The 14770-nt window shown below is 69.0% G+C and carries 13 protein-coding genes; 5 read left to right on the top strand and 8 right to left on the bottom strand.

The features are described from left to right. Nucleotides 1–3: 3 nt before the first annotated feature. The 4 genes from ASC87_RS10195 to ASC87_RS10210 all read left to right on the top strand — a co-directional run bounded on the left by ASC87_RS10195 (nucleotide 4) and on the right by ASC87_RS10210 (nucleotide 3126). A complete protein-coding gene (locus ASC87_RS10195) occupies nucleotides 4–936 on the top strand; it encodes a GGDEF domain-containing protein (RefSeq protein WP_056660458.1) in 933 nt (310 codons plus the stop codon). A 108-nt stretch (nucleotides 937–1044) separates the two neighbouring features. Then, nucleotides 1045–1443, top strand: coding sequence for a hypothetical protein (locus ASC87_RS10200; protein WP_235582130.1), 399 nt, complete (start codon nucleotides 1045–1047; stop codon nucleotides 1441–1443). Nucleotides 1444–1516: 73 nt separating this feature from the next. After that, entirely contained in the window at nucleotides 1517–2374 is an 858-nt protein-coding gene (locus ASC87_RS10205; RefSeq protein ID WP_200954340.1) for a DUF6216 family protein, read from the top strand. 272 nt (nucleotides 2375–2646) lie between these two features. Next, nucleotides 2647–3126, top strand: a complete 480-nt coding sequence (locus ASC87_RS10210; protein ID WP_056660468.1) for a carboxymuconolactone decarboxylase family protein — start codon at nucleotides 2647–2649, stop codon at nucleotides 3124–3126. 9 nt (nucleotides 3127–3135) lie between these two features. Here ASC87_RS10210 and ASC87_RS10215 read toward each other — a convergent pair whose 3' ends face one another. The 8 genes from ASC87_RS10215 to ASC87_RS10250 are packed head-to-tail and all read right to left on the bottom strand — an operon-like array spanning nucleotide 3136 to nucleotide 13869. Then, complete coding sequence (locus ASC87_RS10215) at nucleotides 3136–7395, bottom strand: DEAD/DEAH box helicase (protein WP_056660471.1); 4260 nt, start codon at nucleotides 7393–7395, stop codon at nucleotides 3136–3138. Between the two features lie 58 nt (nucleotides 7396–7453). Further along, nucleotides 7454–8635: a hypothetical protein gene (locus ASC87_RS10220; RefSeq protein ID WP_056660474.1), complete on the bottom strand. Its 1182-nt coding sequence runs from the start codon at nucleotides 8633–8635 to the stop codon at nucleotides 7454–7456. Then, the gene (locus ASC87_RS10225) at nucleotides 8632–9357 is read right to left on the bottom strand and encodes a mobilization protein (protein ID WP_056661212.1); all 726 of its coding nucleotides are present in this window, start codon (nucleotides 9355–9357) and stop codon (nucleotides 8632–8634) included. The genes ASC87_RS10220 and ASC87_RS10225 overlap by 4 nt, the downstream gene beginning before the upstream one ends. Before the next feature lie 55 nt (nucleotides 9358–9412). After that, complete coding sequence (locus ASC87_RS10230; protein WP_056660477.1) at nucleotides 9413–10273, bottom strand: SDR family oxidoreductase; 861 nt, start codon at nucleotides 10271–10273, stop codon at nucleotides 9413–9415. Then, complete coding sequence (locus tag ASC87_RS10235) at nucleotides 10270–12174, bottom strand: MFS transporter (RefSeq protein ID WP_056660480.1); 1905 nt, start codon at nucleotides 12172–12174, stop codon at nucleotides 10270–10272. The genes ASC87_RS10230 and ASC87_RS10235 overlap by 4 nt, the downstream gene beginning before the upstream one ends. A 53-nt stretch (nucleotides 12175–12227) precedes the next feature. Continuing rightward, on the bottom strand, nucleotides 12228–13004 hold the full coding sequence (locus ASC87_RS10240) for a DUF2145 domain-containing protein (protein WP_056660483.1): 777 nt from the start codon (nucleotides 13002–13004) through the stop codon (nucleotides 12228–12230). Continuing rightward, nucleotides 13001–13426 (bottom strand): hypothetical protein, encoded by a 426-nt coding sequence (locus tag ASC87_RS10245; protein ID WP_056660486.1) that lies wholly within the window; start codon nucleotides 13424–13426, stop codon nucleotides 13001–13003. The genes ASC87_RS10240 and ASC87_RS10245 overlap by 4 nt, the downstream gene beginning before the upstream one ends. 14 nt (nucleotides 13427–13440) lie before the next feature. After that, nucleotides 13441–13869, bottom strand: a complete 429-nt coding sequence (locus tag ASC87_RS10250; RefSeq protein ID WP_056660489.1) for a YiaA/YiaB family inner membrane protein — start codon at nucleotides 13867–13869, stop codon at nucleotides 13441–13443. A 130-nt stretch (nucleotides 13870–13999) separates the two neighbouring features. On the opposite strand from ASC87_RS10250, the gene ASC87_RS10255 reads away from it, so the two are divergent. After that, nucleotides 14000–14740, top strand: a complete 741-nt coding sequence (locus ASC87_RS10255; protein ID WP_056660492.1) for a helix-turn-helix transcriptional regulator — start codon at nucleotides 14000–14002, stop codon at nucleotides 14738–14740. The last annotated feature ends 30 nt before the right edge of the window (nucleotides 14741–14770 follow it).

Below are 14770 nucleotides of genomic sequence, written 5' to 3' on the forward strand. Positions count from 1 at the left end.
CCCATGGACTCCATCGAACCTGACAGCCAGGTCTACCGCACCCTGCTGGAATCGACCCGCGCCATCCCGTGGCAGATCGACTGGGCCACGGCCACGTTCGCCTACATCGGCCCGCAGATCGAGGCCCTGCTCGGATGGGCGCCGTCGAGCTGGGTCGGCATCGACGACTGGTCGTCCCGCATGCACCCGGACGACCGCGAGCGGGTGGTCAACTTCTGCGTGTCGCAGTCCCAGGCCGGCGTGGACCATGAAGCCGACTACCGTGCGCTCACCACCACCGGCGAGTACGTCTGGATCCGCGACGTGGTGCACGTGGTGCGCGACGAGGCCGGCCAGGTCCAGTCGCTGGTGGGGTTCATGTTCGACATCACCGAGCGCAAGAAGACCGAAGAGACCTTGCTGGCCCTGCAGAAGGAACTCGAGGAACTCTCCTTCCGCGACGGACTCACCGGCGTGGCCAACCGCCGCAAGTTCGACGCCGTGTACGACGAGGAATGGAGCGAGGCGCGGCGCAACGTGCAGCCGCTGTCGCTGATCATGTTCGACGTCGACTTCTTCAAACGCTACAACGACCACTACGGCCACGTCGAAGGTGACGAATGCCTGAAGCGTGTGGCGCAGGCCCTGTCGTCGGCCGCCAACCGCCCGCGCGATTTCGTGGCGCGCTACGGTGGGGAAGAATTCGTGCTGCTGCTACCGGCCAGCGACGAAGCCGCTGCCAAGGCCGTGGCGGACCGCTGCCGCCAAGCCATCTTCAAGACGCAGATCCGGCATGCCGCCTCTCCCATCAGCCAGCTGCTCACCGTGAGCATGGGCGTGGGCACCATCGTTCCGTCCGGCAATGATGACCCGGTGAGTTTCATCGACCTGGTCGATCGCCAGCTCTACCGTGCGAAACAGGGCGGACGCGACCGGATCGTGGCGGGCGCTGCCTGACCCCGGCCTCCAGTCATCGTCAACATTCGGGATGACACGGTACGCCGCGGAGCGGAACATCGCTGTCGCCGGCGTCGTGGGACACCCGCCATGTTGGAGATCTGCGTCATGAGATTCGTTCTGATGTCGTGCCTGTTTGCGCTCATGTGCCCTCTGTGTTCACAGGCGGAACCAACACCTGCGACGCAGACTTGGGACTACCTGATGATCAAGGACGTTGCAGAACTGAATCGCGCCATCCCCGACCCAACCCAAGCCTGCGGGAAGGCTGCGCTGCTGGTGGTGCTGGGCCACCTGGGATGGGAAGTGGTGCAAGTCATCGACGATTCCCGGCAGGCTCTGAGCGCTGCGAGTGGCACCCTGCGGCTGGACAAGCCTGGCTACAACGGAACGCAGACGGGTGCCATCCTTTTGAAAGCCGAAAGTCGTGGCGCACTTCGCGTGCTGTTCAAGAGGCCGATGCCACACGAGATGGCGGGCAGGGCATGTCCCTCGTCGCCAGAATGAAATCCTGCAGGCCTGCTCGTCGAGAAGCCGTGGCCTGGACCCGCGGGTACCTGCTTCAGCGCAGCGCTGCCCCGTGCATCAACAGGGAGAGACATTGGGAAACCCAGAGTTCGTCGGGCTGTTCGAAGTGTGGGCCAAGTACCTCGTGTCGATTGGCGGACCGTTGGCGGCCTCCGGCACGTTGTACGTGTTCTGGCGGACGGGTTCTGCACACTTGCTGAGGCTTCGGATCTGGCGGCTGGTCCACGGGAAGGCGGCCCTGCACGACGCGACGGTGCGGCGCTTCATCGATGAGCGAACCAGCCTGATGGCATTCAGGTACAGCGCCGGAATCAGTGTGCGGTCGCTGGAGGGGTCCAGGCGCCTGATTCTCTGGCTGGAGGATCATGACGAGGACATCGCAGACGTCAGGGCCGTGGGCCGCCACTTCGACAGGGAACAACTTGCCTTGACGGGGCCCCTGCCGCGGCAGGGCAGGCTCATTCGCGCCCTGGCGGTCTGGGCCCTCTTCTGGTCGGTCTGCATCACTGTCAGTTCGGCTTGGTTTCTGGAGCGCGGCTATTTCAGCCTGAAAGAGGGCGGCCAGCGCTTCTCCGCGACGACCGAGGAAGTGCGTGCCGCGGGGATCCACTTTTTCGCCGAGCCGGCGAGCCTGACCGTTGAGCAGTGCCGGCAACCTGCGCCTGAGACTGGCGGGTTTTCTGTACACGATGCGTCCGTTCTTTGTTCCGTGCTGCTCGATTCAGACTTCGCTCGACACATTGCCAAGGCACTTCTGCTGCAGCGCACCGGCATCGGCTTCCTCATCTGCATCTATGCGGCTGGGGTTGTGGGCGCTCTGATGAAGATGCGCCAGGCAAAAAAGGCGCTGGAGATGGCGGATCGCCTGCGCCGAAGGGAACGCCAGATGGTGCTGCCCTTCTCCTTCTGATGGCGACGCTTGGTGGAACCCATGCCTCGGTCAGGTGGCTCCGAACGGATCAGGGAACTCGTTGATCGGGACTTCGCTGACCCGCATCGATCGCGCCCCGGGTCCAGCATCAGCGCCTGCACCTGGCGAGCCACCGGGGCGTCCTTGGCCGCCAAGCGGTGCCGAGGTTGATCCGGGATTGATCGAATCATTTTTTTGCGCGGGCTGTCACAACCGGCCACGATGGCTCGTCTCATGGATGTAGTTCCCCACAACCCACGGAGAAAAGCACCATGGCCCAGCGTCTCAACTACTTCCAGCAATCGCCCGAACTCGCCAAGAAGTTCCTCGAATTCAGCAACGCATTGCAGGGCAGCACGATCGAACAAGGCATCCGCGATTTCGTCAACATCCGTGCCTCGCAGATGAACGGCTGCGCCTTCTGCCTCGACATGCACGTCAAGGAAGCGAAGATCCACGGCGAACGCGACCTGCGGGTGCACCACGTGGCCATCTGGCGCGAGTCCACGCTGTTCTCGCCGCGCGAGCGCGCCGCCCTCGCGTGGACCGAGGTGTTGACGCAACTGCCGCCCCACGGCGTGCCCGACGACCTCTACGACCGGGTGCGGACGCAGCTGTCCGACAAGGAGCTGTCGGACCTGACGTTCCAGGTGATGGCCATCAACGGCTGGAACCGCGCCAACGCAGCGTTCCGCAACGTGCCCGGCTCGCAGGACAAGGCGTTCGGGCTCGACAAGGCCGGGCTGAACTGACCCCGGCGCTCAGGCGCCCGCGCCCGCAGCCCACCGCACGCCCGGGTCCAGCACGAGCGCGCGGCGGGCCGCCTGGGCCTCTTCCGCGGCCAGCGGCACGAGCATCGTCACCTGTCCGCCGCTGCTGGTGGCCACCGGCACGCCGTCGCGGTACAGCACGCGCGAGCCCGCCACCCGCGGCAGGCGGGGGCCGGGCAACACGGTGCCCAGCAGGTTGGCCGGGTCGGCCGCCGCAAGGCACACCCACGACCCGTCCGCGGGCCGGCGGCGCACCTCGCGCATCAGCGCCACCGCCTCCGGCAGGGCGAACTGTTCTCCCGACATCCCCGCGATGAACCGCCCTCCCCTCAATTCACCACGGGCTTCCAGCCGGCGGCACACCCGCACGAGGTCGCGCCACGGTGGCAACCAGGTGGCTTCGCGTTCCAGCAGCCGCCACGAGATCACGCCGTAGCGGCGCAGAACGGTGTGCACGGCCTGCTCCAGGTCCTCGGCCGCGGTGGCCGTGCCATCGTCGCGCGGGCGCACGAGCGACCATCGCCCCGCGTCCTCGATGCCGAACAGCGATCGCCGGCCGCGCAAGCGGCTCGCGTGCGCGTCCCGCTTCGATGCCGGCACCATCAACGCCCGCAGCCCGGCGAAGCTGTCGCAGTGAGCGCGGCCGCGCACCACGAGTTCGGCCAGCGCCTCCTCCAGCTCGGTTTTCAGCAGCCGCGTGCCCTCGCGCATCTCCTCGAAAAACGAGGCGCCGTGTTCGGACAGGTACGCCGCAGCCCGTTGGGCCCGCGCCCCGAGCCCGGTGGTGTCTGCCTGCGCCGGTGCGAGGCGCGACCACAGCGCGGCGTGCCGGCGCGGCAGCAGCACCACCGGGGCCGAACGCAGCGACGTGACCCCGCCCGCCTCGGGCGCCGGGCGCAACCGGGTCCACATCGTGCGCCCGGCGGTGCACTGTTCATCGAGCCACGACGTGGCGTAGTCGGTGACCCGGGCCGGCAAGATCTCGGCCTCCCACATCGCGGCGGGGGCCTCGTACCCTTCGAGCTGCGCCAGCACCGCGGGCAGCGCCTCGCGGCCCTCGACGCGGTTGCCCGGGGCCACCCGCTGCCACTCGAACAGGAACCGCATGAAGTCGCGCGGTTCGACGGGTTCGATCTCGTGGCGCAACCGCTTGAGCGTGTAGCGGTGGATGCGTGCTAGCAGGTGGCGTTCGCACCACTCGGTGTCGGTTGCGTCCGGCGTGAAGCGGCCCTGCAGCAAGGTGCCCTCGGCCTGCAGGGCCAGCAGCGCCGCGTCGATCTCGTGCCGCGGCAGGCCCAGCTGCGCGGCGAGCGCACCCGCCGGCATGGGCCCCAGGCCCCCGAGGCGCGACCGCAGCAGGTCGCGCAGCGCCTCGTCGCGGCTTGCCGGCGGTGTGGCGTATTCGGCCGGCACCACCACCGCCGGCACCTCCTCGGCGCCGGGAAACAGGCAGCGCATCTGGGGCAGCCGCTCGGCCGCGGTCCATGGGCCGCCGGCCAGCCGGGTGGCCCGGCCCGCGGCTGCAAGGGCTGCCAGCCAATCCGACCACACCACGGCCTCGTCGGAGGTGACCAGCCCCAGCATCGTCAACGCCTCGTGCATCTCGTCGGCATCGCGCACCCGCGGCCACGCCTCCTCGCGCACGCTCGCGATGGCGGCGGGGTCGAGACGGCCCAGGTCGTCGGGGTTGTCCGGGTCGGCGTACCGGCGGCTCTGGACGGCTTGCGTGCGCCGCTCCTCGATGGGTGCGTCGTCAAGGAACGCGTAGGGCCGTGCGTTCAACGCCTCGGCGGCCAGCGGTGACGGTGCGGCAAGGTCACGCGCCACCACGGCCACCGCGCCGGACTCCATCCGGCGCAGCAGGGCGAGCCAACCTTCAGCGTCCATCGCATCCTGCAGGCAATCGGCCATCGTCTGGGCCACCAGCGGGTGGTCGGGCACCTCGCGTTCCCCGACGATGTTCTCCAGGCACGCCACCTGGTCCGGGAACACGGCGGCCAGCAGGTCCTCCGACTTCATGCGCTGCAGCTGCGGCGCCACCTTGCGGCCACCGCGGAACCGCGGCAGCGCGAGGGCGGTGGTGGCGTTCCACCGCCACCGCACGCCGAACAACGGCGCGTCGAGCAGCGCCTGCACCAGCACGCCGAGCGCGGAGTTCGAGTGCAGGTAGCGCGCCACCTCGTCGAGCGGGAAGCTGTGGCTGGTGGACAGCGACAGTACGATGGCGTCCTCGGTGGCCGCGGCCTGCAGCTCGAAATTGAACTGGCGGCAGAACCGCTTGCGCAGCGCGAGTCCCCACGCGCGGTTCAGGCGGCTGCCGAACGGCGCGTGGATCACGAGCTGCATGCCTCCGGCCTCGTCGAAGAAGCGCTCGAACACGATCTGGTGCTGCGTGGGCATGGCCCCGAGCGCGGTCAGCGTGCGGCCCAGGTAGTCCACCAGTTGCAGCGCAGCGGCCTCGCCCAGGCCCAAGGTGCCGGTGGCCCAGCCGAGCGGGTCGGACTGACGGGTGAACTCGTCGCGCAGGCGGGAGACCGCCCACGACAGCTCGTCGGTTCGCCCCGGCGCCTCGCCCAGCCAGAACGGGATGTTCGGCGGCGCGCCGTGGGCGTCTTCCACGCGCACGTTGCCGGGTTCGATCCGCAGGATGCGGTAGCTCGTGTTGCCGAGCTGGAACACGTCGCCCGCGAGGCTCTCGACGGCAAAGTCCTCGTGCACGGTGCCAATGCGGTCGGCCTGCGGCTCCAGCGTGACCTGGTAGTCGCCGGTGTCGGGGATGGTGCCGCCCGACGTGAGGGCCGTGAGGCGTGCGCCACGGCGTTCGCGCAGCCGGCGGTTCACCGCATCGCGGTGCACGTAGCCGGCACGCGGCCCCTGGCGCGTGGTGAAACCGTCGGACAGCATGGCCACCACGGCGGCGTACTGCTCGCGGGTGAGGTGCCGGAACGGCCACGCGCGGCACATGAGCGCAAAGAGTTCGTCCTCGTCCCACTCGCGGCTGGCCACCTCGGCCACGATCTGCTGCGCCAGCACGTCCAGCGGTGCCGGCACCACACGCAGGGCATCGAGCTCACCTCGCCGCACGGCATCCAGCAGCGCAGCGCATTCGACGAGTTCGTCGCGGGTCTGCGGGAACAGCCTGGCCTTCGGCGTGCCGCCGACCGAGTGCCCCGCGCGCCCCGCGCGTTGCAGGAACGTGGCGATGGACCGGGGCGACCCGAGCTGGCACACCAGGTCCACGTCACCGATGTCCAGGCCCAGCTCGAGCGACGCGGTGGCAACCAGCACCTGCAGCTCGCCACGTTTCAGGCGCTGCTCGGCGTCCAGCCGCGCTTCCTTCGACAGGCTGCCGTGGTGTGCCGCCACCGCGTCGCGCCCGAGCCGCTCGGCCAGCTGCCGGGCGGTGCGTTCGGCCATGCGGCGCGTGTTGACGAACACGAGCGTGGTGCGGTGGGCGAGCACCAGTTCGGCCACCCGGGCGTGCACCTGCGCCCACTGGTCGTTCGACATCACCACGCTGAGCGGCGCCGGGGGCACCTCGAGCGCGAGGTCACGCTCGCGCGTGTAGCCGATGTCCACGATCTCGCACGGCGCCGTCCCTGCCAGGAAACGCGCCACCTCGTCGATGGGCTTCTGCGTGGCGGAAAGCCCGATGCGTGTGAGCGGGTGCGGTGTCAGCGCCTGCAGCCGCTCCAGCGTGAGCGCCAGGTGGCTGCCGCGCTTGTTGGCGGCGAGTGCGTGGATCTCGTCGACGATCACCGCGCGCACCGTGCCCAGCATCCGCCGTCCCGAGGCCGAGCCCATCAGCACATACAGCGATTCCGGCGTGGTGACCAGGACGTGCGGCGGCCGGCGCAGCGCCTGCTGGCGTTCGGCCTGCGGGGTGTCCCCGCTGCGCACCGCGGTGCGGATGGCCACGTCGGGCAGGCCGAGCCGGGCGAGTTCGGTGCGGATGCCGGCGAGAGGCGCCTCCAGGTTCAGCCGGATGTCGTTCGACAGCGCCTTCAGCGGTGAGACATAGACCACGACGGTTTCGTCAGGCAACCCGCCGGGACGCAGCCCCTGGCGCACCAGGCCATCGAGCGCGGCGAGGAACGCGGTGAGGGTCTTGCCGGAACCCGTGGGCGCCGCCACGAGCGTGTGGCGCCCGGCCTGGATGTGCGGCCACGCAGCGGCCTGCGCCGGGGTGGGCGCAGGGAAGGACTGGCGGAACCAGGCCTGGACGGCGGGGTGGAAGGTTTCGAGCGACACGGCAGGGGCCCGGTGTGCAATCGAATCAGGTCAGGCCGCCGCGGCGAAACTCAAGGCCTCAGGCGGCCGATGTTTGAACCCCGCCGACACCAGGGGTCCACAGGTCGGATGGGGTGTCGCAGACCAGCGCGGAAGCGCTCGGCCCCAGGTCGATGCCCAGGTGCTCGTTCGCGGACGCATTGCCAGCATCCGCGCGTTTCGCATGGGTCACGAAACGTGCGAAGGCGGGCCACGAGGGTTTGGCGAGCTGTTCGACGAGGATCCGGGCGAGGTCGTACGACAGCAAGTTGCCTTCGTCCGTGCGCTGGAACGACTCACCGCGCCAGAACGCCTGAATCTCCGCGTGTCCCCAGAAGGCGGCGTGTTTGGCCTGCAGTTCGCGCGGCGTGTGGACACTGGGGAGCGTGACCGCCAGCTGCCGTTCGGTGTTGACGGCCAACCCTTCATCGAGCCATAGCGGCAGGTTCAGGTGCGCTAGCGCGGCGTGGGTCAGCTCGTGGGCGATGACGGGCTCGATCAGGGACAAGTCCGCGGCTACCGTGACGAAATGCGGGCAGCCCGCATCGATGAACATGCCTCCGCTGAACGCGAACTCCCCGCCGTCCGGGTAGTACTGCGACACGTAGTGGTAGTAGTTGGCCTCGTCGTCCAGCACGAGCAGGATGCTCTTCTGGCCCTCGGGATACCGCGCCAGGCCCTGGAGCACCCGTGCCACACGCTGGCGGGTGGTGGCGATGTAGTTGGCGGTGGCCGCGGCAACGCGTGGTTCGAGCGACGACAGCACGTAGGCATCGGCCGTCTCGTGCAGGAAGACGTGCTCGCCCAACGCATCCCGCAGGTGCAGCAGCCAGCCGCGGTGCAGGGTGTCGCGGGCCTGGGCGGCCAGCGTTGCATCGAGGGCGCCGGTCCAGGCTGCGGCGGCTTGCCAGTCCACCAGCGGCCAGCCTCCGGCCGAGACGAGGTGCTGGTCGAGGGGAAAAGTGGCGGACCCGGCCGCCACCTCGGTGGGTGCCACGTCGCCCGGTGGCGGCAGCGTGAGGGGTGTGGTGGCCCGGGCCACCGCGCGCAGTCCGGCCCATGCCATCAGCGCGCCGATCCCCGGAGCCAGCCACACCATGGCGATGTGCAGATGCGGCTTGTGCAGGGTGTCGCCGGCCTGCCGGAGGCGCCAGCTGGTCCACCCGTTGACCAGCAACAAGGCCACGCCGAGCCCGAGCAACACCATGGCCGTCTCGGTCACGGATGTGTCTTGGCGATCTCGCCAAACGCATGCGCGAGCCACAGCTTCAGGCGCTGCCGCTCCATCAGCCCGAGGCCCGGGCCTTCGGGCGCCGGCAGGTTGCGGGCGGCCCAGAAGCTGGCGTTCCGCGCATCGATCTTCTGCACCACGGCATCGTGCAGGTGCTTGATGGTGATGACCTTGGCACCGAAGGCCAGGGCCCTGTCGAGCAGGCCCGACGTCTCGAGCAGCGAGAAGTCGTCGCCACGCAACTGGTTGAGCACCAACACGTAGTGCAGGCGCTGGCCGAAGCGGTCGAGCAGACGGGCGAGCAGGTCCACCGAATCGCGGCCGGCGTCCATCACGTGCCAGTAGTTGATGGCAAAGCCGGACAGGTCGGCCATGTCGAGCACGCCGCTTTCTTCCATCCACTTGACGAGCGGTTCGTGGGTCTGCGCGGCGAGGTCGACGAGCACGCGGCGGCCCGGGGCCTCGGCGGCGCTTTCGATGATCTGGTCGAGCGCCTCGTAGCGGTCGACGAGCGCGGGGGACGCGTAGTCGGTGTAGAAGCGCAGCAGCGAACCGTGAGACCGGTCGGTGTCGTAACCTACGAACGGTTGTTCGTGGTCGATGAAGTACTGCGCGAGCAGGCGCGAAATCATCGACTTGCCGACCCCGCCCTTCTCGCCGCCGATCAGGTGGATCTTCGAGACTGCGTTCGTTTCGAGGGTGACAACTTGCATGGAAGGGCTGCAGGTGAAGTGGGTGGGCGCATTGTGCAGCACAGCCCGTGCCTGGTCAGCCCGCGGCCGAACGCGACCTTGCCCGGCGCATCGCCCACACCACGAGCCCCTGGTAGGCCCCGCCCAGCAGCCGCACCGCCTTGTCGGCCCACCAGGCGTCGCGCCCCACCAGCACGCGGCGTTCGTTGCGCACCACCGCGTCGAGGATGCGCTGCGCGGCGGCATGGGACGACGTGGTGTCGAGCAGCTTGTCGAACATGCCCCGCACCGCTTCGACCGTCTGGCCGGTGTAGGCCTCGGTGCGGGCGTCGACCCGGCCCCGCCGGGCGATCTCGGTGCGCACGCCACCCGGGTGCACGCAGGTGGCGCTCACGCAGGAGCGCATCACGTCGAGTTCCATGCGGAGCGCCTCGGTGTAGCCGCGCACCGCGAACTTCGACGCGTTGTAGGGCCCGTGCAGCGGCACCGACATCAGCCCGAAGAGGCTCGACGTGTTGACGACGTGGCCTTCGCCGGACGCGGTGAGGTGTGGCAGGAACGCCTGCGTGCCCCACACCACGCCCCAGAAGTTGATGCCCATGATCCAGTCGAAGTCGGCCTGGGTCACGTCGGCCAGCGGGGCGCTGAGGCTCACGCCGGCGTTGTTGAACAGCAGGTTCACCCGGCCGTGGTTCTTCACCACCTGCTCGGCCCAGGCGTAGAGCGCCTCGCGGTTGGCGGTGTCCACGTGGGCCAGGGTCAGTGTCACGCCACCGGCGGCAGCGATGCGGGCCGTTTCCGCGAGGCCCGCGTCGTCGATGTCGCTCAACGCCAGGTGGCAGCCACGCCGCGCGAGTTCGACCGCAAGCGCCCGGCCCATCCCGGAACCCGCGCCGGTGATGGCGGCCACCCGGCCGGCGAACCGCTTGCGGCTCATTGCGGGTATGGGGGGCTGGCGAGCAGGTGGCTCACCCGTGTGCGCAGGCCTTCCGGCGTGACCTCGGCAGGCGCCACCGGCTCACCCACCACCAGCCCCACCCGGCTCCAGAACCCGCGGCGGAACGGCTTGGCCATCGCCACGCCCTTCTCCGCCCGCGAGAAGAACGAGCCCCACAGGTTCTGCAGCGCCATCGGAATGACCGGCACCGCGTTGCGTTCGAGCAGCTTCATCACGCCCGCCCGGAACTCGCCCAGCTCGCCGTTCTTGGTGATGGCCCCTTCGGGGAAGATGCAGACGATGTCGCCCGCGTCGAGGGCTGCGGCGGCGCGCGCGAAGGCGCGTTCGTACACCTCGGGTGCCTCGCGCTGCGGGGCGATCGGGATGGCCTTGAGCAGCCGGAACAGCCCCCCGAGCACGGGCATGTTGAAGATGCGGTGGTCCATCAGGAACACGGCGGGGCGCGGGCTGGCGCCCATCAGCACCACGGCGTCGATGAAGCTCACGTGGTTGCACACGAGGATGGCGGCGCCCTCGGTGGGCAGGTGCTCGTCGCCCCGCACCTTGAAGCGGTAGATGAGCCGGGTGACCACGAAGGCCACGAACCGCAGCAGGTACTCGGGCAGCAGCAGGAAGATGTAGCCCGCGACGATCGCGTTGGCGATGCCCACGATCAGGAACACCTGCGGGATGGTGGCCCCGGCCTTCAGCAGCAGGCCCACCGCCACCGAGCTGACGATCATGAACAGCGCGTTCAGGATGTTGTTGGCGGCGATGATGCGGGCGCGGTGGCTGGGGGTGGACCGCAGCTGGATCAGCGCGTACATGGGCACGCTGTAGAGACCGGCGAACAGCGCAAGCAGCGCCAGGTCAGCCATCACGCGCCAGTGGGCGGGCTGGGCCACGAAGGCGGCCACGCCAAGCGACTGCGCCGGCGGAAGGCCGCGCGACGCGAAGTACAGGTCCACCGCGAACAGGCTCATGCCGATGGCCCCGAGCGGCACGAGGCCGATCTCCACGTGGCGGCGCGACAACACCTCGCACAGCAGCGAGCCCACGCCGATGCCCACCGAAAACACCACCAGCAGCAGCGAGGCCACCTGCTCGTCGCCGTGCAGCACCTCCTTGGCGAACGACGGGAACTGCGACAGGAACACCGCGCCGAAGAACCACATCCACGAGATGCCCAGCAGCGAACGGAAGACGACGCGGTTGCCATGCGCCAGCTTCAGGTTGCGCACCGTCTCGCTGACCGGGTTCCAGTTGATGCGCAGCCCCGGGTCGGTGGACGGCGAGGCCGGCACGGCATGGGCCAGCACCCGGCCCGCCACCGCGAGCGCCACGCACACCGCGGCCACCCAGTGCGGGCCCACGCCGGGGATGGCGATCAGCAGGCCACCGGCCACGTTGCCGAGCAGGATGGACACGAACGTGCCCATCTCCACCATGCCGTTGCCACCCGTCAGCTCACGCTCGTCGAGGTGTTGCGGCAGGTAGGCGAACTTCACCGGCCCGAACAGCGTGGAGTGCAACCCCATCAGGAACACACAGGCGAGCAGGATGGGCACGTCCTGCTGCACGAAACCCCACGCGGCCAGGGCCATCACCGCGATCTCGAACGACTTCACGAAGCGGATCAGCCGCGCCTTGTCGTACTTGTCGGCGAGCTGGCCGCTGGTGGCGGAAAACAGCAGGAACGGGAAGATGAACAGGGCCCCGATCACGAGGCCGGCCAGCTCGGGCTTCAGCCAGGCGATCTGCAACTGGTACGTCACCATCACGGTGAGCGCGAACTTGAACAGGTTGTCGTTGCCGGCGCCGAGGAACTGCGTCCAGAAGAACGGGGCGAACCGCCGCTCGGAAAGCAGGGCGAACTGGTTGGGGTGGGGGGCGGTGCTCAAGCGGTGTCCTCTGGCGGGGTCTTCGGTGGGCCGGGAAGCGTTTTAGCACCGAATCAACGGATTGCGATGGGGCGGGACCCGAGGCCGCTGCGGGCAACCCACTGGAATACCGAATCCGCGGTGACGGTGGCGATGCGGCCGCTGTAGCGCTGGGCGTCCGGATGGTCGTCGAAGGCGACGTTGGCGGAGGTGACCCGCGCGCCCAGCCGCTTGAACGTGGACAGCCGCAGCGTGGCCGGCTCGTAGCCATGGAGCTTGAGCCAGGCCTGTGCGCGCACGCGGTCGGTGGCCGCCGGTTCCTGGGCCATCGCCAGCGTTTCGAGCGCCCACTGGTTGGATTGCTGGTACTGCTGCGACCACGCGTACGCGACCATGCTGTAGGCCGGCGTGTGCATCTGGCCCAGGCGCTGGTTGTCGCGCAGCACCGCCAGCAAGTGGGCCTGCACCTCGGGCGTGGGCACCACGATGCCGGCTTCGTAGTCGAACGGACTGTCGAGGAAAAACTCGCCGAGGCCCTGGCGGTACAGCGCGCTGTGGTCGGTGCCGCAGTCGTTGAGCTTGTGGGCCACGCGCCACTTGTCGCCGTCCAGGTAGGCGAAACCGAAGTGCGAGTAGCGCTGGCCGTACTCGCGCAGGTCCTGCCCCACCCGGGCGATCAGCACCACCTGGGCGCCCGTGCCCTTGAGGTGTTGCTCGACCCGGCTGGCGAGCGACAGGCCGCGGGCCACGGCCTGGGCCTCGGGCGCCTTCTGGTCGCAGGTCTGGCCCGCGTTCGCCGTGGCGAGCGCGAGGGCCAGCGCAAAGCCGGCGGCGGCGTGGCGCAGGTTCACCGCGTCACCCGCTCGTTGTACAGCAGCGCCTTGCCCACCTCGTTCGGGATGAACGCGATGGCCGCACCGGCCGCCGACAGCACCCAGCCGGCACCGATCGCCGTCACGGTGACCGCGGTGCCTACCGCCAGCGACAGGCCACCGGCGGCCTTGCCCGCGAAACGGATCGTGGCACGGGCGCCGTCGGCGGCCCGCTCCAGGATCCAGACCGTGCCGTCCACCGAGACCTCGACGGCCACCACGGAGAACGCGGCACCGGCCGACAGCACCATCGACGGGGCGATCACCGACACGGCCACCGGCAGGGCGGACAGCGCGAGGCTCGCCTCCGAGTCGCCGTGCCGGTGGGCGAACGCCGGGGTGTGCAGGGCCAGGGCTGCGGCCAGCGTGGCACCCAGGGCCAGGGATTTCAGGGACGTCATGGTCGGAACTCCGGTTACTCGAACGTGCGGCCGCTTTCGGCGAGCTTCGCTTCGTGGGCGTCGCGCAGCGTCTTGGCCAGCGTGAACACGCTCGAGATGAGGAACAGCCAGCTCACGCCGAGGAAGGCCTTGTAGGTCGGGTTGATGTCCATGCGGTACAGGCCCCAGGCCGTCAGGCCCATCGCGAGGGCAAAACCGCCCCACACCACCACCGACCACATCGGGGTGTCGTTCTTGGCCACCTCGTTGTCGCGGATGAACTTCGACAGCGCAAAGGCGGTGGACAGGCAGAACACGTAGCCCATCACCATGAACGCGCGGTGCAGGTCTTCGCCGGGCAGGTAGGCCAGGCCGACGGCGCACAGGCCGACGGCGAGGCCGAACGACACCCAGACTTGCAGCTTCCAGGCGCGGGTGTCGTGACGGACGGCGGGGGTCTTCATGGTGGGATTCCAGGGTGGGTTGGGAAAACGATGGGTGGATCTTCGGTGCTGGCGGGCCGAGTATCAATCCACCTGAGGAGGGACCTGGGGAAAGCACCGTCCGGTACCGTTTGGTGATACTTTTTGCCCCATGAGCACCACCCTTGACCTCGTCACCACACTGAAAGCCGAGTTGAAAGCCTCCCAGGTCACGTACGCGGACCTGGCCGAACACCTGGGCATGTCGGAGTCCAGCATCAAGCGCATCTTCGCGAAGGGCGACATGCCGCTGTCGCGCATCGACGACGTGCTGCGGGTGTTGAAGATGGACTTCGCCGAACTGGCCCGCAAGGTGGCCGAGGCGCAGCCGCTGCGCAGCGAACTCACGCTCGAACAGGAGCGTGCCGTGGTGGCCGACCGCCGTTTGCTGCTGATCGCGATCTGCTGCCTGAGCCAGTGGAGCCTCGAACAGATCCTCGGCACGTACACGCTGAACGAGGCCGAGTGCCTCGTGTACCTCAAGCTGCTCGACCGGCTGCGCATCATCGAACTGCGCCCGCTGAACCGCTACCGGCTGAAGGTGGCGAAGACCTTCCGCTGGCGGCCCAACGGCCCGGTGATGACGTACTTTCGCGAGCACGTGGCCGACGACTACTTCGGCGGCGGCTTCGACGACGTGGGCGAGATGATGATGCTCGTGCACGGCCAGCTCACCGCCGGCATGGCCGAGGCCTTCGTGGAGCGCCTGCAAAGGCTTGGCCAGGATTTCGCGCAGCAACACCTCGCGGGGCAGAAGCTGCCCGCTGCCGACCGCCGCGCCTACACGCTGGTGGTGGGCATGCGCTCGTGGCTGTTCGCGGCCTTCCGCGACCTCAAGCGCGACGAGGGCTGAACCGCATCGGCGGCCGGGGCTTCCCCGGAC

The organism is Rhizobacter sp. Root1221 (assembly GCF_001425785.1).
Lineage (GTDB): Bacteria > Pseudomonadota > Gammaproteobacteria > Burkholderiales > Burkholderiaceae_C > Rhizobacter.

What these genes read in the sequence shown, in the direction of transcription:
- ASC87_RS10195 (WP_056660458.1), top strand. Translation starts at nt 4, where the DNA reads ATGGACTCCATCGAACCTGACAGCCAGGTCTACCGCACCCTGCTGGAA.
- ASC87_RS10200 (WP_235582130.1), top strand. Translation starts at nt 1,045, where the DNA reads ATGAGATTCGTTCTGATGTCGTGCCTGTTTGCGCTCATGTGCCCTCTG.
- ASC87_RS10210 (WP_056660468.1), top strand. Translation starts at nt 2,647, where the DNA reads ATGGCCCAGCGTCTCAACTACTTCCAGCAATCGCCCGAACTCGCCAAG.
- ASC87_RS10225 (WP_056661212.1), bottom strand. Translation starts at nt 9,357, where the DNA reads ATGCAAGTTGTCACCCTCGAAACGAACGCAGTCTCGAAGATCCACCTG.
- ASC87_RS10230 (WP_056660477.1), bottom strand. Translation starts at nt 10,273, where the DNA reads ATGAGCCGCAAGCGGTTCGCCGGCCGGGTGGCCGCCATCACCGGCGCG.
- ASC87_RS10245 (WP_056660486.1), bottom strand. Translation starts at nt 13,426, where the DNA reads ATGACGTCCCTGAAATCCCTGGCCCTGGGTGCCACGCTGGCCGCAGCC.
- ASC87_RS10250 (WP_056660489.1), bottom strand. Translation starts at nt 13,869, where the DNA reads ATGAAGACCCCCGCCGTCCGTCACGACACCCGCGCCTGGAAGCTGCAA.
- ASC87_RS10255 (WP_056660492.1), top strand. Translation starts at nt 14,000, where the DNA reads ATGAGCACCACCCTTGACCTCGTCACCACACTGAAAGCCGAGTTGAAA.